The 19,363-nt window shown below is 68.2% G+C and carries 19 protein-coding genes; 14 read left to right on the forward strand and 5 right to left on the reverse strand.

Annotated features, from left to right (window positions below; translation table 11 throughout):
• Window positions 1–14 precede the first annotated feature (14 nt).
• The gene (gene tkt / locus EV138_RS32510; protein ID WP_133983688.1) at window positions 15–2,192 is read right to left on the reverse strand and encodes a transketolase; all 2,178 of its coding nucleotides are present in this window, start codon (window positions 2,190–2,192) and stop codon (window positions 15–17) included.
• Between the two features lie 315 nt (window positions 2,193–2,507).
• Here tkt and EV138_RS32515 point away from each other — a divergent pair, with 315 nt between their 5' ends.
• Both EV138_RS32515 and EV138_RS32520 read left to right on the forward strand, forming a co-directional pair.
• Window positions 2,508–3,497: a heme o synthase gene (locus EV138_RS32515; RefSeq protein WP_439649023.1), complete on the forward strand. Its 990-nt coding sequence runs from the start codon at window positions 2,508–2,510 to the stop codon at window positions 3,495–3,497.
• Window positions 3,498–4,217: 720 nt separating this feature from the next.
• The gene (locus tag EV138_RS32520) at window positions 4,218–5,342 is read left to right on the forward strand and encodes a ScyD/ScyE family protein (protein ID WP_166678836.1); all 1,125 of its coding nucleotides are present in this window, start codon (window positions 4,218–4,220) and stop codon (window positions 5,340–5,342) included.
• Window positions 5,343–5,392: 50 nt separating this feature from the next.
• Here the strand turns inward: EV138_RS32520 and EV138_RS32525 are convergent, their stop codons facing one another.
• The 3 genes from EV138_RS32525 to EV138_RS32535 form a co-directional block, all read right to left on the reverse strand.
• Window positions 5,393–6,319, reverse strand: a complete 927-nt coding sequence (locus tag EV138_RS32525) for a COX15/CtaA family protein (RefSeq protein WP_238158529.1) — start codon at window positions 6,317–6,319, stop codon at window positions 5,393–5,395.
• A 97-nt stretch (window positions 6,320–6,416) separates the two neighbouring features.
• Window positions 6,417–7,196, reverse strand: coding sequence for an ABC transporter permease (locus EV138_RS32530; RefSeq protein WP_133983691.1), 780 nt, complete (start codon window positions 7,194–7,196; stop codon window positions 6,417–6,419).
• A complete protein-coding gene (locus EV138_RS32535; protein WP_133983692.1) occupies window positions 7,193–7,936 on the reverse strand; it encodes an ABC transporter ATP-binding protein in 744 nt (247 codons plus the stop codon). Before EV138_RS32535 ends, EV138_RS32530 begins: the two co-directional genes overlap by 4 nt.
• Window positions 7,937–8,090: 154 nt before the next feature.
• Between EV138_RS32535 and EV138_RS32540 the strand changes: the two genes are divergently transcribed.
• The 12 genes from EV138_RS32540 (at window position 8,091) to EV138_RS32595 (ending at window position 18,350) form a co-directional block, all read left to right on the forward strand.
• Window positions 8,091–8,813 carry a helix-turn-helix transcriptional regulator gene (locus EV138_RS32540; protein ID WP_133984629.1) on the forward strand — a complete coding sequence of 241 codons (723 nt, stop codon included), beginning with the start codon at window positions 8,091–8,093 and terminating at the stop codon, window positions 8,811–8,813.
• Window positions 8,810–10,222, forward strand: coding sequence for a Fe-S cluster assembly protein SufB (sufB, locus tag EV138_RS32545; RefSeq protein ID WP_112238998.1), 1,413 nt, complete (start codon window positions 8,810–8,812; stop codon window positions 10,220–10,222). Before EV138_RS32540 ends, sufB begins: the two co-directional genes overlap by 4 nt.
• On the forward strand, window positions 10,222–11,412 hold the full coding sequence (sufD, locus tag EV138_RS32550; RefSeq protein WP_133983693.1) for a Fe-S cluster assembly protein SufD: 1,191 nt from the start codon (window positions 10,222–10,224) through the stop codon (window positions 11,410–11,412). Before sufB ends, sufD begins: the two co-directional genes overlap by 1 nt.
• Window positions 11,413–11,414: 2 nt before the next feature.
• On the forward strand, window positions 11,415–11,750 hold the full coding sequence (locus EV138_RS32555) for a non-heme iron oxygenase ferredoxin subunit (protein ID WP_133983694.1): 336 nt from the start codon (window positions 11,415–11,417) through the stop codon (window positions 11,748–11,750).
• 22 nt (window positions 11,751–11,772) lie between these two features.
• Window positions 11,773–12,537, forward strand: coding sequence for a Fe-S cluster assembly ATPase SufC (gene sufC / locus EV138_RS32560; protein ID WP_112239001.1), 765 nt, complete (start codon window positions 11,773–11,775; stop codon window positions 12,535–12,537).
• Window positions 12,534–13,790: a cysteine desulfurase gene (locus EV138_RS32565; RefSeq protein WP_133983695.1), complete on the forward strand. Its 1,257-nt coding sequence runs from the start codon at window positions 12,534–12,536 to the stop codon at window positions 13,788–13,790. Before sufC ends, EV138_RS32565 begins: the two co-directional genes overlap by 4 nt.
• A gap of 1 nt (window position 13,791) precedes the next feature.
• Entirely contained in the window at window positions 13,792–14,250 is a 459-nt protein-coding gene (sufU, locus tag EV138_RS32570; RefSeq protein ID WP_112239003.1) for a Fe-S cluster assembly sulfur transfer protein SufU, read from the forward strand.
• Window positions 14,243–14,626 (forward strand): metal-sulfur cluster assembly factor, encoded by a 384-nt coding sequence (locus EV138_RS32575; protein WP_112239004.1) that lies wholly within the window; start codon window positions 14,243–14,245, stop codon window positions 14,624–14,626. Before sufU ends, EV138_RS32575 begins: the two co-directional genes overlap by 8 nt.
• 74 nt (window positions 14,627–14,700) lie before the next feature.
• Complete coding sequence (locus tag EV138_RS32580) at window positions 14,701–15,327, forward strand: acVLRF1 family peptidyl-tRNA hydrolase (RefSeq protein WP_238158530.1); 627 nt, start codon at window positions 14,701–14,703, stop codon at window positions 15,325–15,327.
• Window positions 15,328–15,563: 236 nt separating this feature from the next.
• Window positions 15,564–16,727, forward strand: coding sequence for an SPFH domain-containing protein (locus tag EV138_RS32585; RefSeq protein WP_112239005.1), 1,164 nt, complete (start codon window positions 15,564–15,566; stop codon window positions 16,725–16,727).
• 300 nt (window positions 16,728–17,027) lie between these two features.
• Window positions 17,028–17,774, forward strand: a complete 747-nt coding sequence (locus tag EV138_RS32590) for a sulfite exporter TauE/SafE family protein (protein ID WP_133983696.1) — start codon at window positions 17,028–17,030, stop codon at window positions 17,772–17,774.
• A 36-nt stretch (window positions 17,775–17,810) separates the two neighbouring features.
• On the forward strand, window positions 17,811–18,350 hold the full coding sequence (locus EV138_RS32595; protein WP_133983697.1) for a GNAT family N-acetyltransferase: 540 nt from the start codon (window positions 17,811–17,813) through the stop codon (window positions 18,348–18,350).
• 269 nt (window positions 18,351–18,619) lie between these two features.
• Here the strand turns inward: EV138_RS32595 and EV138_RS32600 are convergent, their stop codons facing one another.
• The gene (locus EV138_RS32600) at window positions 18,620–19,279 is read right to left on the reverse strand and encodes a TetR/AcrR family transcriptional regulator (RefSeq protein WP_133983698.1); all 660 of its coding nucleotides are present in this window, start codon (window positions 19,277–19,279) and stop codon (window positions 18,620–18,622) included.
• Window positions 19,280–19,363 lie beyond the last annotated feature (84 nt).

The following is a 19,363-nucleotide window of genomic DNA, read 5'->3' on the forward strand; positions in this document are numbered from 1 at the left end:
TCTGTTGTGGATGGTCAGTTGGCGGCGTAGGTGTCGGCCGGTCCGACCGGCCCGGCTGCTGCCCGGCTCGGCGCAACACCGCTGCCACCGAGCTCGGCGGCCGCCGCGATGCTGTCCTTGGCTGCCTGTACGACGGCGTCGGCGGTGATGCCGAACTCCGTGTACAGCCGCTGGTAGTCGGCCGAGGCGCCGTAGTGCTCCAGGCTCACACTGCGCCCGGCGTCACCGACGATCTCGCGCCAGCCCAGCTTGATCCCGGCCTCGACCGAGACGCGGGCGCGCACACCGGCCGGGATGACCGACTCGCGGTACGCGTCGTCCTGCTCGTCGAACCACTCGCGGGAGACCAGCGACACGACCCGGGCCTTGATGCCCTCGTCGGCCAGCGTCTTGCGGGCCTCGACGGCGAGCTGCAACTCCGAGCCGGTACCGATCAGGATCACGTCCGGGGTGCCCTCGGTGTCGAGCAGCGTGTAGCCGCCCTTGTGCACGTTCTCCGTGGTCGCGTAGCCGTCCGTACCGCGCGGGTAGGTCGGCACGTTCTGCCGGGTCAGCACCAGGCCGGCCGGACGGTCGGTGTGCTCGAGGATCGTCGCCCAGGCGGCCGCCGTCTCGTTCGCGTCGGCCGGGCGAACCACGTCCAGGCCCGGGATCGCCCGCAGTGCGGCCAGGTGCTCCACCGGCTGGTGCGTCGGGCCGTCCTCGCCGAGACCGATCGAGTCGTGCGTCCAGACGTAGGTGACGGGCAGCTTCATCAGCGCGGCCAGCCGGACCGACGGACGCATGTAGTCGCTGAAGACGAGGAACGTACCGCCGTACGGGCGGGTGCGGCCGTGCAGGGTGATGCCGTTCAGGATCGAGCCCATGCCGTGCTCGCGGATGCCGAAGTGCAGGACCCGGCCGTACTCGTTGCCCTGGAACTCCTTGGTGGCGTGCTCGGCCGGGATGAACGACGGCTGCCCCTTCGGGGTCGTGTTGTTCGAGCCCGCCAGGTCGGCCGAACCGCCCCACAACTCGGGCAGCTCCGGCGCGATCTTGGTGAGCACCTCACCGGAGGCGGCGCGGGTGGCGACGCCCTTCGCGTCGGCCTCCCAGCTCGGCAGCGCGTCGCGCCAGCCCTTCGGCAGTTCCCGCTTGCCCAGCCGGTCGAACAGCTCGGCGGCCTCGGGGTCGCCGGTCTTCCACGCGTCGAACTTCTGCGTCCACTCGTCCTGCAGCGCCTGGCCGCGCTCGATCGCCTTGCGGGTGTGCTCGATGACGTCCGCGGCGACCTCGAAGCTCTGCTCCGGGTCGAAACCGAGGATCTTCTTCGTCGCGGCGACCTCGGCGGCGCCCGCGGCCGAGCCGTGGATCTTGCCGGTGTTCTGCGCGTTCGGCGCCGGCCAGCCGATGATCGTGTGCAGCCGGATGAAGGTCGGCTTGTCGGTGACCGCGTGGCCGGCCTCGATCGCGTCGTACAGGGCCTGCACGTCTTCTTCGTAGCCGGTGCCGCCGTTGGTCCAGTCGACGTCGTGGACGTCCCAGCCGTACGCCGCGTAGCGGGCGGCCACGTCCTCGGAGAACGCGATGTTCGTGTCGTCCTCGATGGAGATCTTGTTCGCGTCGTAGATCAGCGTCAGGTTGCCGAGCTTCTGGTGACCCGCGAGCGACGACGCCTCGGCCGAGACGCCCTCCTCCAGGTCGCCGTCCGACGCGATCACGTAGATCCGGTGGTCGAACGAGCTCTGGCCGGCGGCGGTGTCCGGGTCGAACAGGCCGCGCTCACGACGAGCGGCCATCGCCATCCCGACCGCGTTGCCGACACCCTGGCCGAGCGGACCCGTGGTCGTCTCGACGCCAGGGGTGTGGCTGTACTCCGGGTGGCCCGGCGTCTGGCTGCCCCACGTCCGCAGGGACTTCAGGTCGTCCAGCTCCAGGCCGAAGCCGGCCAGGTACAGCTGGATGTAGAGCGTCAGGCTCGAATGCCCGGCCGACAACACGAAACGGTCCCGCCCGGCCCAGTGCGGGTCGGCCGGGTTGTGCCGCATCACCTTCTGGAACAGCAGATAGGCGGCGGGCGCGAGGCTCATCGCCGTACCGGGGTGGCCGTTGCCGACCTTCTCCACAGCATCCAGCGCGAGCACGCGTACGGTGTCGACCGCACGCTTGTCGAGCTCGGTCCAGTCAAGCTTGGGGCTGGTCTTCTCCGTCACGCCGGCGGCGCTCCTCTCGATGGCTGCGAACACTGCTCTGTCGGTGTCCGAGGGACCGGCCGGACCCGTGGGTCCCGTGCCGTGAGCGCCCCCGCGCTGCACCGTGTGCGAGCCTACTCGCCCGGGCGTCTCAGGCCCTTCATACCTCGCCAACCGGACATCCGGGTTGCTTGTTCCCGAACGTCTCGGACCTCACACAGGTACCCCGGCCGACACGTGGGTGCGGGTGGGTGCAGGGGAGTCCTACGGGGCGTCGTAGACTGTCGAACCGTCAGCGCCGGAACCCGGCGTCAACCCACTCAGTTCGAGGTGTTCGTGACGGCCGTCGACCCGCGTCCAGCCGCGACGACGTCGTACCCGGCGCCGCTGCCGACCGACCCAGCCCTGGAGATCGATCAGTCTCTGGTGACGCCGGGCCCGTCGGTGCGCGACGTGATCAAGGCGTACGTCGGTCTGACCAAGCCGCGCATCATCGAGCTCCTGCTGATCACGACCGTGCCGGTGATGTTCCTGGCCGCGGGTGGGGTGCCAGGGCTCGGTGTCGTCGCGGCGACCCTCCTCGGCGGCATCCTCGCCGCCGGCAGCGCGAACACGATCAACTGCGTGCTCGACCGCGACATCGACGAGCAGATGCGCCGCACCCGCCGCCGCCCGCTGCCGCGGCACGCGGTCAGCCCGCGCTCGGCGACGGTTTTCGGCGTTGTACTGGGAATTCTCGCCACCCTCGAGCTCGGCCTGCTGGTGAACTGGCTGTCCTCGCTGCTCGCGCTGGCCGCCAACGCCTTCTACGTCTTCGGCTACACGATGGTGCTGAAGCGCCGGACCGTGCAGAACATCGTCTGGGGCGGCATCGCCGGCTGCTTCCCGACCCTGATCGGCTGGACCTCGGTCACCAACGCGCTGGCCTGGACCCCGCTGGTGCTGTTCGGTGTCGTCTTCTTCTGGACGCCACCGCACACCTGGGCACTGGCGATGCGGTACCGCGAGGACTACGCCTCGGTGGACGTCCCGATGCTCCCGGTGGTCGCGACCCCGGTCGCCACGGCCCGCCAGATCCTCGCGTACAGCATCGTCATGGTGCTCACCTCGATCGCCCTCTGGCCGATCGGCGGCACCGGCTTCGTCTACCCACTCGCGGCCGTCGTCCTCGGCGTCGTCTTCCTCCGCGAAGCCTTCGCCCTCCTGGCTCGAGCCAACACCGGCGCCGAAGGCGCAGCACTCCGCCCGATGCGCCTCTTCCACTTCTCCAACATCTACCTGGCCCTGCTCTTCATCGCAGCAGCCATCGACCCGCTCCTCCGCTAGCACACCCCCACGCCGGCTCCTCCGTCGCCGCTCAGCGCATCAGCACTCCGCCTCGATCGAGGCACACCCGACGTGCGCGGCCAACTGGTTCCGCTCCTGCGTCGCGACCTGCTCCCAGCTCCTTCGTCGCTGCTCACAACTACGAACCAGGTCGCATGGGTTCGCCGACTGGCGGGGTGAGCCAATCGGCCCGGCTCGGTCTCGTGGGTACCCAGCCTGTCCGGGCGCCTGAGTCAACTGCCCGGCGTGCTCGGTGGGTGAGTCCGCCTGCCCGGTGCGCTTCGGCGGGTGAACCGATCCGTCCGGCCCGCTTGGCGCCTGAGGCAGCCGCGCGGCGTGCTCGATGGGTGAGCCAACCCGTCGGCGGGCCCGCCGCTGCGGCGGGACCTTGATGGACCAACTGCTGCCGCCGCCTACAAGCCGTGCAGCAGCCGAAGCAGCCCGCCGTCAGCAGCCACCCCTGGCGTTCGCAGCTCGGTTCTATTCCTCCAGCCCCAACGCCGCCTACGTAGCTAGTTGCTGGCAGCATCGACCGCAATCGCCTGAAAAAGCACAGGTTGTGCCTGGCGGAGCACAGATAGTTGCCTCAGCGCCCCGTTTCTGCCAGTGAACAGCTGGTGGCTGGGAGTCGTCCCGTTGACCTTGTCCGGTCCGAGTGTTGCCATGGGGGAGTCCGTGGAGTGGCTCCAGCTGGGGCGGACGGCGGATCAGGGGGATGCAGTGGGGGTCAGAAAAGCACGCATAGCAGCGGTATCGGTGGTGGCGTTGCTCGGTACGACGTTGTCGGTCGCGCCGGCCGATGCGGGTGCGAGTCACAGCAGTCTTCAGCCCGTGGTGACCGGGCTGGACGGGCCTCGCGGGGTCGCTGTGAGCGCCGATGGGCGGAAGGTCGTCTACAGCGTCACCGACGGGTCCGTCTACGAGGCTTGGGCGTTCGGGCTGAACAAGCACATCCGGAAGCTCGGCCAGGTCCCGGGCGGCTTCCCGCCGGCGATCGACACTAACGTGTGGGGTGTGACGTACGCCCTCACCGGTGGCGGCGGACCCGAGGGGGACTCTCCGCCTGGTGGAGCGACGCTCTACAAGCTGCGTCCGGGGAGGTCTGCCCAGGTGGTCGCCGACATCGCGGCGTACCAGGCGCACGACCCGGATCCGTACGACCAGGAGAACGCTCCGACGGAGTCCAACCCGTTCGGTGTGGCGGCGCTACGTGACCGCACCGTCCTGGTGTCCGACGCGGCCGGCAACGACCTGCTCAGGGTGTGGCCGAACGGCTCCATCAAGACCGTCGCCAGGATCAAGCCCCGCATGGTGAAGGTGCCGTCGGGTCTGCCGGCCAAGGACCCCGAGGGCAACCCGTTGCCGCCGGCCGGTACGCCGATCCTCGCCGAAGGTGTGGCGACCTCGGTCACCGTCGGCACGGACGGCTACTACTACCTCGGTGAGTTGCGAGGATTCCCGGCCACGCCTGGAACGTCGGAGATCTGGCGGATCAAGCCGGGATCGGTCGGTGCCGTGTGCGACCCGGCCCACCCGTACCGGGGCAACTGCCAGCGGTACGCCGACGGCTACACCTCGATCGTCGATCTCGGTGCCGGTCCTGGCAACAAGATCTACGTGGTCGAGCTGGCCAAGAAGAGCTGGCTGCAGTTCGAACTCAACGGCGCAACCGCCGGAGCCCTGTTCGTGCAGTACCGCGGCGGTCACCAGCGCGGCGGCTACCGGCACGAGCTGGCGAAGGGGCAGCTCAACCTGCCGGGCGGCGTCGGCGTCAGCAGGAGCGGTGTCGTGTACGTCGCATCGCCCGTCTTCGGCCCAGGCTCAGTCGCAAGAGTCAGGTACTAGAAGGGACAACCCGGAGCGTCCGACCCACTGGATCGGGCGCTCCGGGTGCTCTAGGTAGCCGGCGTACCGCGTTCGCCGTACACGGCTGTGACCAGAGCGATCAGTACGCCGGCGAAGAACATGTGGATGAGCACGAGCCCCCACGGCAAACCGGTGAAGTACTGCGTGAAGCCGACCGCGCCCTGCAGCAACTCCATCGCCAGCAACCAGGCGGCGAGCTTGCGCAGCGCTCGGGACGTCGCGGTCACCCGCGTCGCGATCACCAGACCGATCGTCACGCCCAGCAGGCCGAACACGACGTCCGCGTGCAGCTGACTGATCACCGTCTCGTCGAAACCGTTCCGTCCGGTGTCCGGATCACCTGAGTGCGGGCCGGCGCCGGTGACAAGGGTGCCGAGGGCAACGGCCAGCCAGACCGCAACCACACAAGCGGTTGCGAGCGCGCGAACCACCGGGGGAGTGTGCGGATACGGACTCGTGCGGGAGCGGCGCATCATCGACACGGTCAGCGTGATGATGATCGGCGAGACCAGGAAGTGCGCGGACACGATCCACGGGTTCAGCCCGGTCAGCACGCTGATGCCACCGATGACCGCCTGCAACGGGATCCCCAGCGCGGCGGCGGTCGCCAGCCGACGCAGGTCCGTACGCCGTGGCCGGTACCGCATGACCACGAGCCAGGTCAGGATCGCGATCACCCCCACCACGAACCCGAGCATCCGGTTGCCGAACTCGATCGCGCCGTGGATCCCGAGCGCGCTGTGCGGCACGTACGACGCGTCGGTGCACGACGGCCAGGTCGGGCACCCCAGCCCGGACCCCGTCAGCCGCACCAGCCCACCGGTCACCACGATGCCGATGTTGGCCACCACGGACGCCCAGCCCCACCGCCGAACGACATCCAGACTCGGCTCCGGCACGAACCGCCAGAACCCAGTCACACCCTCGTCCTCACGCACCGCGGTCTCCGTGCTCACCGGCACACTCTAGAGACAGCCTTGTCGGCACCCAAAAAAACAGCCTTGTCGGCACCCGAAAACACAGCCTTGTCGGCACCCGAAAGCACAACCTCGCTCAGTCCCATCGGAAGGTCTTGGATACGAGGTAGGCGAGGAGTGCTGCCCAGAGGGTGAGGGAGAGGGCGGCGGCCCATGGGATCACGCCTTCGATGGTGGAGTTGGCGAGGCCGTTGGCGAGCGCTGCGCTGGGCAGGAGGCGTACCACGGACCGCATGCCGGCCGGGTATTCGTCGACGGGTGTCATCAGGCCACCGCCGACCAGGAGCAGGAGGTAGAGCAGGTTCGCCGCGGCGAGGGTGGCTTCGGCTCGGAGGATGCCGGACATGAGCAGGCCGAGCGACGCGAAGGCAGCTGTGCCGCAGACGACCATCAGGACGACGCCGATGACCGCCGATGCGCCGCCGACGGGCTTCCAGCCGAGGGCGAAGCCGGTGCCGGCCAGTACGGCGAGCTGGATCACCTGGATCACCAGGACCGAGCCGATCTTGCCCGCGAGCAGGCCGGTCCGGGACAGGGGAGAGGCGCCGAGACGCTTGATCACGCCGTACCGGCGTTCGAACCCTGTCGCGATCGCCAGTGAGGTGAAAGAAGACGACAGCACGGCCAGCGCGAGCACACGCGGTACTGCGAGGTCTACGGCTCGTCCGTCGCCGAGCGGCAGCCGATCGCCCAGGCCCGTGCCACCGAGGAGTAACAGCAGCCCCAGCGGGATCACCAGAGCCAGCAACAGTTGCTCACCGTTCCGGATCAGCAGCCGGAACTCCATCCGAGCGTGCGACAGCACCTTGCGTGTCCACGGCGCAGAACCCGGCTGCGGAGCGTACGTCGTACTCATCGAATCTCCTTGCCCGACTCAGCGGACTTGGCCGGCTTCGCCGTGAGCGCCAGGTAGACGTCCTCGAGCGACTTCGCGCCGTGCTCGGTCAGTACGTCGGGAGTCCCCGAGGCGATCACCTTGCCCGCGGAGACGACGTGCACCTGATCGGACAGCTGCTCGGCCTCGTCCATCGCGTGTGTGGTGAGTACGACGGTCACCCCGTCGTCGCGCAGGTCGCGGATGAGCTGCCAGATCTCCCGGCGCCCGTGCGGATCCAGCCCGGTCGTCGGCTCGTCGAGGAACACGATCTCGGGCCGTCCGACGATCGCCATCGCCAGCGACAGCCGCTGCTTCTGACCGCCCGAGAGCCGCCGGTACGGCGTACGCCCGCAGGTACCCAGGTCGAGCCGCTCGATCAGCTCCGGGAGCTCCAGCGGATGAGCGTGCAGCCCCGCCACGTACCGCAGCATCTCGAGAGCCCGTACGCCGGACCAGGCACCGCCTTCCTGGAGCATCACCCCGATCCGCGGCATCAGTTCGTCGTGGTCTGCGATCGGATCCAGCCCGAGGACCCGGACCTGGCCCGAGTCGGGCCGCCGGAACCCCTCGCAGCTCTCCACCGTGGTGGTCTTGCCGGCCCCGTTGGGGCCGAGGACGGACGTCACTGTTCCGCCGGTTACGGTGAGAGTGAGGCCGTCGACCGCGGTCTTCTCGCCGTACCGGACGACGAGGTTGTCGATCTCGACTGCGACTGGCACGTGTGCAGTGTAGGAAACGCCCAGGCGTGACCCTGCTCACGGTCACCTTCCGGCGCAGGCGAGGCTTCGCGAACCGGTTAGGGGAGCCTTATTTGAAGGGTCCCGGTAATTACGCGACACTGATGTTGTGAAAACTTCCGCGTCGACCGGTGAGGTGCCCTCGGGCACGGCTGCTGTGGCCGGTCACCTGCGGGACGAGTCCACCAGGGACCGGGTCGCCCGGTCGATCCTGACCAACGGCCCGTCCAGCGCCGCGGTGCTCGCGGAGCGACTGAAGCTGACCCCCGCGGCGGTCCGCCGGCACCTGGACCACCTGCTCGAGGAGGGCCTCGCCGAGGCTCGCGAGGAGCGCGTCTACGGCCCCCGCGGCCGGGGCCGCCCCGCCAAGGTGTTCGTGCTGACCGACTCCGGCCGGCACGCCTTCCACCAGGCGTACGACGACCTGGCGGCCACCGCGCTGCACTTCATCGCCGAAGCCGGCGGGGAAGCGGCAGTCACGGAGTTCGCCCGGCGCCGCGTGGCCGACGTGGAGACGAAGTACCGGCAGCTGCTCGAAGCGGCTCCGGAGGAGAAGAAGGCGGAGGTGCTCGCCCAGGCGCTCAGCGTCGACGGCTATGCCGCCTCCACCCTGCAAGCCGGTGCCGGCGAGCAGCTCTGCCAGCACCACTGCCCGGTCGCGCACGTGGCCGAGCAGTTCCCCCAGTTGTGCGAGGCCGAGACCGAGGTGTTCTCCCGCCTGCTCGGCAAGCACGTCCAGCGACTCGCCACCATCGCTCACGGTGACGGTGTCTGTACCACTCACATCCCTGGCGCTGCCACCAAAGCACAGCCAGTTACCTCTGTATCCGACAGCGAATCTGCGAGGACTGCACGATGACGCAAACCGCTCACCCGGAGCTCGACGGGCTCGGCACGTACAAGTTCGGCTGGTCCGACAGCGACGCTGCCGGTTCCGTGGCCAAGCGCGGCCTCAGCGCGGAGGTGGTGCAAGGCATCTCGACGCTGAAGAGTGAGCCGGAGTGGATGCTCGACCTGCGGATGAAGGGCCTGAAGCTCTTCGACCGCAAGCCGATGCCGTCGTGGGGTGCGGACCTGTCCGGCATCGACTTCGACAACATCAAGTACTTCGTCCGCTCGACCGAGAAGCAGGCCACCAGCTGGGAGGACCTGCCCGAGGACATCAAGAACACCTACGACAAGCTCGGCATCCCCGAGGCGGAGAAGCAGCGCCTCGTGGCCGGCGTCGCCGCGCAGTACGAGTCGGAGGTCGTCTACCACCAGATCCGCGAGGACCTGGAGGAGCAGGGCGTCATCTTCCTCGACACCGACACCGGCCTGCGCGAGCACCCGGAGCTGTTCAAGGAGTACTTCGGCTCGGTCATCCCGGTCGGCGACAACAAGTTCGCCGCGCTGAACACGGCGGTCTGGTCCGGCGGCTCGTTCATCTACGTCCCCAAGGGCGTCAAGGTGGACATCCCGCTGCAGGCCTACTTCCGGATCAACACCGAGAACATGGGCCAGTTCGAGCGGACGCTGATCATCGTCGACGAGGACGCCTACGTCCACTACGTCGAGGGCTGCACCGCGCCGATCTACAAGTCGGACTCGCTGCACTCCGCGGTGGTCGAGATCATCGTGAAGAAGGGTGCCCGCTGCCGCTACACGACGATCCAGAACTGGTCGAACAACGTCTACAACCTGGTCACCAAGCGCGCCACCTGCGAGGAGGGCGCGACGATGGAGTGGATCGACGGCAACATCGGCTCCAAGGTGACGATGAAGTACCCGGCCGTGTACCTGATGGGCGAGCACGCCAAGGGCGAGACGCTGTCGATCGCGTTCGCCGGCGAGGGCCAGCACCAGGACGCCGGCTCGAAGATGGTGCACAACGCGCCGTACACGTCGAGCTCGATCATCTCCAAGTCCGTCGCCCGCGGTGGCGGCCGGACGTCGTACCGGGGTCTGGTCGAGGTCGCGCCGGGCAGCCACCACAGCAAGTCCACGGTGCGTTGTGACGCGCTGCTGATCGACACGATCAGCCGCTCCGACACCTACCCGTACGTCGACGTCCGCGAGGACGACGTGGCGATGGGGCACGAGGCGACCGTGTCCAAGGTCAGCGACGACCAGCTCTTCTACCTGATGAGCCGGGGCATGGCCGAGGACGAGGCGATGGCGATGATCGTCCGCGGCTTCATCGAGCCGATCGCCCGCGAGCTCCCGATGGAGTACGCGCTGGAACTCAACCGGCTCATCGAGCTGCAGATGGAAGGGGCCGTCGGCTGATGTCAGCCACCGAAACCCTGGTTGCCACCGGCAACCAGGGCCACTCCCACGGACCGGGCTCCCCGGTACCGTTGCAGGCGCGCAGCGAGCGGACCACGTCCTACGACGTGACCGACTTCCCGGTGCCGAACGGCCGCGAGGAAGAGTGGCGCTTCACGCCGGTCAAGGCTCTCAAGGCGCTGTTCGCCGACGAGGCCGGCACCGAGACCGCCAAGGTCGACGCGCACGGGCCTGACGGGGTGGTGATCGAGACGATCGCCGCCGACGCCGTGAAGGCGCTGACCCCGCAGGACCGGATCGCCGCCGTCGCGTGGACGCACGCCGCCGAGGCGCTGGCCGTGCGTATCCCGAACGACGCCGAGCTGACCGAGCCGGTGCACGTCAACGTCGCCTCGCTCGGCGGCCGCGGTTTCGGCCACCTCGTGATCGAGGCCGGCCGGCACAGCCGCGGCACCGTGATCGTCGACCACACCGGCGCCGGTGAGTACGCCGCCAACGTGGAGATCGTCGTCGGCGACGGCGCCGACCTCCGGGTCGTGTCGATCCAGCAGGGCGACACCGAGTCGATCCACGTCGGCCAGCACGACGCCGTGGTCGGCCGCGACGCGAAGCTGAACCACGTCGCCGTCACGCTCGGCGGCAAGATCGTCCGCCTGTCGACCAACGTCCGGTACGCCGGTCCCGGTGGCGACGCGGAGCTGCTCGGGGTGTACTTCGCCGAGTCCGGTCAGCACCACGAGAACCGGCTCTTCGTCGACCACGAGGCGATCAACTGCAAGAGCAACGTGCTCTACAAGGGTGCGCTCGCCGGTGACCACGCCCGCTCGGTGTGGATCGGCGACGTGCTGATCCGGGCCGCGGCCGAGGGCACCAACACCTTCGAGCTGAACCGGAACCTGGTCCTGACCGACGGGGCGCGCGCCGACTCGGTGCCGAACCTGGAGATCGAGACCGGCGAGATCGAGGGCGCCGGGCACGCTTCGGCGACCGGCCGGTTCGACGACGAGCAGCTGTTCTACCTGCAGGCTCGCGGTATTCCCGAGGACGAGGCCCGTCGTCTGGTGGTGTCCGGGTTCTTCAACGACATCATCGGCCGGATCGGCGTACCGGAGGTGGCCGAGCACCTGCACGAGGTGATCGAGCAGAAGCTGGCCCGGACGGCGGCGCTGACCGAGGCGGCCAAGGCCTGATCATGAGCGACACGTTCGAACGCGCCTGCGGGGTGGCCGATGTCCCCGACGAAGGGGTCATCGCCACCGAGGTCGGCGGTGTCGAGGTGGCCGTCGTGAAGAGCGAGGGCCAGTACTTCGCCGTCCGCGACGAGTGCTCGCACGCGCAGATCCAGCTGTCCGAGGGCGACGTCGGCAACTGCGAGATCGAGTGCTGGCTGCACGGCTCCCGGTTCGACCTGCGCACCGGCGAGCCGACCAGCCTGCCGGCGTACGACCCCGTCCCGGTCTATCCGGTCCGGGTGGACGGCGAGGACCTGCTGGTCGACGTCAAGAACCCCCTGAATCAAGCTTCCTAACGACGGAGATAGAAGAAAACCCATGGCGACACTCGAGATCCGCGACCTGCACGTGTCGGTCGACACCGAGAACGGCCCGAAGGAGATCCTGCGCGGCGTCGACCTGACCATCGCCGGTGGTCAGACGCACGCGATCATGGGCCCGAACGGTTCCGGCAAGTCCACGCTGGCGTACTCGATCGCCGGCCACCCGAAGTACAACGTCACCAGCGGCACCGTGACGCTGGACGGCGAGGACGTGCTCGCCATGTCCGTCGACGAGCGCGCCCGGGCCGGCCTGTTCCTGGCCATGCAGTACCCGGTCGAGGTGCCCGGTGTGTCCGTGTCGAACTTCCTCCGGACCGCCAAGACCGCCATCGACGGCGAGGCGCCGAAGCTGCGGACCTGGGTCAAGGACGTCAACAAGGCGCTCGCCGACCTGGACATGGACGCCGACTTCGGCACCCGGAACGTGAACGAGGGCTTCTCCGGTGGTGAGAAGAAGCGGCACGAGATCGTCCAGCTGGAACTGCTCGACCCGAAGATCGCGATCCTCGACGAGACCGACTCCGGCCTCGACATCGACGCGCTGAAGGTCGTCTCGACCGGCGTCAACCGGTTCGCCGAGAAGGGTGACAAGGGCGTTCTGCTGATCACCCACTACACCCGGATCCTGCGCTACATCAAGCCGGACTTCGTGCACGTGTTCGTCGACGGCAAGGTCGCCGAGGAGGGCGGCCCGGAGCTGGCCGACGAGCTCGAGGCCAACGGCTACGAGCGCTTCCTGAAGACAGGCGCGAAGGCATGACGGACGCCCGGACCTTCAGCAGTCCGCTGGACCTGCAATCGGTCCGGGCGGACTTCCCCATCCTGTCGCGGGTGCTGGCGAACGACTTCCCGCTGGTCTACCTGGACTCGGCGAACTCCTCGCAGAAGCCTGCGCAGGTGGTCAAGGCGATCGAGGACCACTACCTGGTCCACAACGCCAACGTGGCGCGCGCGATGCACCAGCTCGGTGCCGAGGCGACCGCGGCGTACGAAGGCGGCCGGGACAAGGTCGCGGCCTTCATCGGTGCGACCAACCGCGACGAGATCGTCTTCACCAAGAACGCCTCCGAAGCGCTCAACCTCGCCGCGTACACCCTCGGTGCCTCGCTCGAGCCGGGCGACGAAGTGGTGATCTCCGAGATGGAGCACCACAGCAACATCGTCCCGTGGCAGCTCGCCTGCGAGCGGACCGGCGCGACGCTGCGCTGGTTCGGCGTCACCGACGAGGGCCGGCTGGACCTCAGCAACATCGAGGAACTGATCAACGAGCGCACGAAGATCGTCTCGCTGACCTGGGTCTCGAATGCGCTCGGCACGATCAACCCGATCACCTCGATCGCCGAGAAGGCGCATGCTGTGGGTGCGCTCATGGTCGTCGACGCCTCGCAGGCCGTGCCGCAGTTCCCGGTGGACGTTTCGACGCTGGGCGCCGACCTGCTCGCCTTCACCGGGCACAAGACGGTCGGCCCGACCGGTATCGGCGTGCTCTGGGGCCGGTACGACCTGCTTGCCTCGCTGCCGCCGTTCCTCGGTGGGGGAGAGATGATCGAGGTCGTCCGGATGACCGGTTCGACGTACGCGCCGCCACCGGCCCGGTTCGAAGCCGGTACGCCGCCGATCGCGCAGTCCGTCGGTCTCGGTGCCGCCCTGGACTACCTGGCCGGCATCGGGATGGACAAGATCGCGGCGCACGAGCAAGCGATCACGGCGTACGCGCTGGAAGGGTTGCAGACGGTGCCGGGACTGAAGATTCTCGGGCCGACCGACAGCGTCGACCGGGGCGGAGCGATCAGCTTCGAGCTGGACGGCGTTCACCCACATGACGTCTCGACGGTGCTGGACACCCGCGGCATCGCAGTACGGGCCGGGCACCACTGCGCGCGGCCGGTGCACGAGCGGTTCGGAATGCAATCGTCGACCAGAGCGTCTTTCTACCTGTACACGACACCCGAGGAGATCGACGCGCTCGTCGACGGCCTCGGATTCGTCCGGTCATTCTTCAAGGTGGACTGATATGCAGCTCGACAGCCTTTACCAGGAGATCATCCTGGATCACTACCGCAGCCCGCACCACGCGGGGCTCGCGGACCCGTACGACGTGGAGGTGCACCACGTGAACCCGTCCTGCGGGGACGAGGTCACCCTCCGGGTCGAGCTCGACGGCGACGTCGTGACCGGCGTGACGCACCAGAGCGTCGGCTGCTCGATCAGCCAGGCGGCGACGTCGGTGATGAGCGACCTGGTCATCGGCAAGCAGGTCATCGAGGGGATGGCGACCTACGAGAAGTTCCTGGAACTGATGCAGGGTCGTGGGAATGTGGAACCCGACGAAGAGGTTCTGGAAGACGGCGTCGCCTTCGCGGGTGTCGCGCAGTTCCCGGCTCGGGTGAAGTGTGCGCTGCTGGGCTGGTCGGCCTGGCGCGACGCGACCGCCCAGGCACTCGCGAAGAAAGAAGGAGCAACCAATGTCTGACCAGACCGACGAGAAGATCGAGCTGCCCGAGGTCGACCTCGAAGCCGCTGGCAAGCCGGCTGGCTCGACTGTTGCGGTGGAAGACGTCACCGAGGCGTTGAAGGACGTCGTGGACCCCGAGCTGGGGATCAACGTCGTCGACCTGGGCCTGATCTACGGCGTGACCGTGGACGACACCACCACCGCGATCATCGACATGACGCTGACGTCCGCGGCCTGCCCGCTGACCGACGTGATCGAGGACCAGACCCGGATGGCGCTCGACGGCCTCGTCAACGACTTCCGGATCAACTGGGTCTGGATGCCGCCGTGGGGTCCCGAGAAGATCACCGACGACGGCCGCGACCAGCTGCGCGCGCTCGGCTTCAACGTCTGATTTCTCCAGTACTGCGGTAGCCCGGGTCAGGTGGCCCGGGCTTTCGCATGTCCGGATGCACTAGCGTCGGTGCGGTGACCCGCATCCTCTCCGTCGGCCCGAACCGCCTCGAGCGCTGGCTGGCCGGTTTCAGCGAGCGCCACGGGCCGACGTCGTACGACGTGACTCCGCTCCGGGTGACCGCGTCGGCCGAGGACGGGGCGGTCGCCGAGATCGAGGTGCCGTTCGGCCCGTTGTCCGAACTCACGCCGGCCGGGTTGGTGGCGCACGTGCTGGCGGATCGTCGGCTCGGGCTGCTGCTGGTACGGCGAGGTGGGTACGGCGCGGGCGTCTTCGCCGGGGGAGTGCTGGAGTCCTCGAAGGTCGGGTCGCGGCATGTGCAGGGGACGACGAAGGCGGGCGGTTGGTCGCAGCAGCGGTTCGCCCGCCGCCGGGACAACCAGGCGCGCGAGGCATTCGCGGCGGCCACCGAAGTCGCAGTACGAATCCTCGCGCCCGCGAAACTCGACGTACTGGTTTGCGGCGGTGACCGTAAAGCTGTCGACACAGTTCTCGAGGATCCACGGCTGAAAGCGCTCGTCCCGTTGGTTCGGCCGCCTTTCTTGGGTGTGGCGGATCCCAAACAAAAGGTTCTGGAACAAGCCGGCCTCGACGCTCGAGCCGTCCGAATCCACCTCATCGAACCGGACCCGACTTCCTGAACAGGCCCTAACTCCGCGAGCGCGGCGGTGTGGCGCGGGTTGTGCGGGTGTTACCGCGAAGTACTGTCGGAAGTACGGACATTTGTTGCCGTCGGCGACTCTGCCGAGAACGGCCCCGCGCATTCTTGGAAAGCTGCCGAATCAGGGAGCCGGATCGTGAGGGAACCGTTGTCGTCAGTGGCCCGTCGATAGGAAAGACTGTCCGTCCTGAGGGTTCTGTCGAGTGGGAGGGTCAAGTGACCGCGTTCCTCGTAGTGCTGGCATTGGTCGCCTTATTGGTGGTCGTCACACTGATCAAGTCAGTCCGGGTCGTGCAACAGCAGACCGTCGGTATCGTGGAACGGTTCGGGAAGTTCAAGGTCGGCTTGCAGCCCGGCCTGAACCTGCTGACTCCGTTCGTCGACAAGGTGCGCTACACGATCGACATGCGCGAGCAGGTCGTCGCGTTCCCGCCGCAGGGCGTCATCACCGAGGACAACCTGATGGTGTCGATCGACTCCGTCATCTACTTCCAGGTGAACGACCCGGTCCGGGCGACGTACGAGATCTCGAACTACATCCAGGCGATCGAGCAGCTGACCATGACCACGCTGCGAAACATCATCGGTGGCATGGACCTGGAGCAGACGCTGACCAGCCGCGAGGAGATCAACGAGAAGCTCCGCTACGTGCTGGACGAGGCGACCGGCAAGTGGGGCATCCGGGTCAACCGGGTGGAGCTGCGCTCGATCGACCCGCCGCCCTCCATCCAGGACTCGATGGAGAAGCAGATGCGCGCCGACCGTGACAAGCGCGCCGCGATCCTGACGGCCGAGGGTATGCGGCAGTCCGCCGTCCTGTCGGCCGAAGGTCAGAAGCAGTCCGCGATCCTCACCGCGCAAGGTGACCGCGAGTCCCGCATCCTGCGCGCGCAGGCCGAGCGGGAAGCCCGGATCCTGAAGGCGCAGGGTGAGGCGCAGGCCATCACCACCGTGTTCAACGCGATCCACGCCGGCAAGCCGGACCAGGGTCTGCTGGCGTACCAGTACCTGCAGATGCTCCCGTCGATCGCCCAGGGCGACTCGAACAAGCTGTGGATCATCCCCAGCGAGATCGGCAAGGCGATGGAGGGCCTCGGCAGCGCCGTCGGCCAGATCGCCGGCATCACCCAGAAGGCCGAGGGCCCGTTCCCGGAGCCGGACCTGGGCGACTCGCACGCGGTCGAGGTCGACAGCGGCGGCGGTTCGTCGGTGACGCCCGACGCCGCGGTGGCCGAGGCAGACAACGCAGTACAGGAAGCGATCGCCGCAGCGCAGAACGCGGCCGTCAGCTCACGCAGCCAGGCGGCTGCGCCCCCGGCGGTCACCTCAGCTCCCGAGCAGACCGCGCCGGTGCAGGACGGTCCCACGCAGGAGCGCTGACAACCAGTACGACGTACGCCACGCGGCCCAGCTCTGATGAGCTGGGCCGCGTGCTGTTCACCCACAACCCGCAGCCGGCGCCTGGCGGACCTGCAGCCCATCAGTGTGGGGGGCTTGAGCCAATGGGCTGGGCGAGGTGCGCTCAGTCGAGGGGTCCGTGCGGCTGCCGACGCGACTACTGATGGGCTGGCGGTCCGCGACACCGGGGAAGCCGCGGGCGTGTGATGTTCGCGGCACTCGGGCGTTCACGGGTCGGACCGGCGAGCGCGTGCCGTGTCAGGTGCGTAGAGTCTGGCAGCGATGACATGGTTCGAGGCGCTGTTCGTTCTGCTGGCGGGCATGGGCGCGGGCACGATCAACGCGGTGGTGGGTTCAGGCACGCTGCTGACCTTCCCGGCGTTGCTTGCTGTCGGCATCCCACCCGTACTCGCCAACGTCAGCAACAGCGTCGGCCTCTCACCCGGTACGGCGGCCGGCGCGATCGGGTACCGCCGGGAACTCGAAGGCCAACGCGGCCGGCTGATCCGGCTGATCCCCGCATCCCTCGTCGGCGGCATCGTCGGGGGAGTGCTGCTGCTCAAGCTCCCGGACTCGGCCTTCAAGGCTGTCGTCCCAGGCCTGATCCTGCTCGGCTGCGTCCTGGTCGCCTTGCAACCGTGGCTGTCGAAGCGGATCAACCTCCCCGACCACGCCCACCGCGGCGCCTGGTGGGTGATGCCGGCCGTCTTCGCGACCGGCGTGTACGGCGGCTACTTCGGCGCGGCGCAGGGTGTCTTGCTGATGGCGATCCTCGGTATCGGCATGGACGCCAACCTGCAACGAATGAACGCCCTCAAGAACGTCCTCGCCACGGTCGTGAACACGGTCGCGGCAATCCTGTTCATCATCGTCGCCGACGTCGACTGGCTCGCGGCCGCCCTCATCGCAGTCGGCTCCACCATCGGCGGCTTCGCCGGCGCCCGCTACGGCCGCAAACTCCCCCCAGCCGCCCTCCGCGCCCTCATCGTCGTCATCGGCATCGCCGCCATCGTCACCATGATCTTCTGAAGCGGCCGCTTCGGACCACCTGTTAGCGTGCGGCGGATGGAAGAGCTGGGATCCGTGGCTTGGCCGCCCGAACCGATCAGGACCGAGAGGCTCGTACTCCGTGAGTCCGAGACACGGGATCGTGCGGCGTTCATCGAGCTCCTCGCCTCGCCAGAGGTGCACACCTACCTCGGCGGCCCGCGTGCTCGTGACGAGCTCGAACGCGAGGTGTCCGAGGCACCAGCACGCTGGCCCGGGAGCTTCGTCGTCGAGCTCGACGGGTCGATGATCGGCCACGTCCTGCTCAGGAGAAACCCGGCGTACGGTCGTCCGGCCGCCGCAGGGAAGGCAGATCTCGGCTACCTGTTCCTGCCGCAGTCCTGGGGATTCGGGTACGCCGCCGAGGCGTGCGCAGCAGCACTCGACTGGCTCGCCGACGCCCTCCCCGGCGAGTCGGTCGTCCTCACCACCCAGTCCGCCAACGCCGGCTCCATGCGCCTCGCGGCGAAGCTCGGGTTCACCGAGGTTGAGCGCTTCCAGGCCTGGGACGCCGAACAATGGCTCGGCCTGCGACCCCCGGTTCACACGCCCAGCTGAGTTTCGAACGAGGGAACTTCACGCCCCGCGCATCGGGATCGCGTGCAACATTCAGCCGAGACGTAGGTGTGGGGTGGGTGGATTGAGCGCTGACAGGAGAGTACGAGGCGGGTGCCGCCGACCTCGCACGAACGAAGCGAGGGCAGGCAACGCGCGACCGGGGGATCGCGAGCAACCGGTGCACGCTCGCTGTTCAGCCGCGACGGAGAAGCGGGTGGTGGGGTGAGGGGCCGACGGAGGAGGCGCGACGCGGGCGCTCGTCGTACGAGTTAGTTGGCCTGTGGTTCTAGGCCGGTGATGAGGAGGTCGAGGCCGTAGTCGAACTGGGCGTCGCCGCCGGTGGTGCGGGCGAGTTCGGGGGCGAGCTCGACCACGGTGGGGAACTCGGTGGCGGACAACGACTCCATCGTGGTGCGGAGGCGGCGCCAGGCTTCGGGGTCTCGGCGTTCGGCGGCCATCTGGATTTCCCAGGAGGTGGAGCCGAGGACGTAGGTGAAGAGGGTGGTGTGCGTCCGAGCCGCGGTCTCTTTGCCAAAGCCGGCGGAACGCAGTACGCCGAGCAGGCCCTCCGCCACTCGCGCGGTCTCCTGGCCGCTGAGCGGCCGCCCGGCGAGTAGTTGCGCCAGGCAAGGGTGCTGGAGCATCAGGGACCGCAGACTCCGGCATACCGCGCGCACCTGGTCCTGCCACGGCACCCCGTCGGGCACCGGCGGAAGGAGGCCCATCAGGTGGTTGCGGACGGCGTCGTACAGGTCGTCCTTGTTGCGGAAATAGGTGTAGAGCGCCATCGGCCCGACGCCCAGTTCCGCGGCCAGACCGCGGAGGCTGAAGGCGCTCGTGCCGTCGGACTCCATCAGCTCGAGTGCGGTGCGCACGATCAGCTCGGGGCTGAGCGTGTTCCGCGGCGTCCTGGCGCGGCTGGCTGCCATCGGTCTGTCTCCCAAGTCACAACGGATTCACTAACGTACGGTGTATAGTACACCGTAGAGAAGCAAATCAGACCGTGAAGGGAA

It is taken from the genome of Kribbella voronezhensis, from assembly GCF_004365175.1.
In the GTDB taxonomy this organism is placed as follows: domain Bacteria; phylum Actinomycetota; class Actinomycetes; order Propionibacteriales; family Kribbellaceae; genus Kribbella; species Kribbella voronezhensis.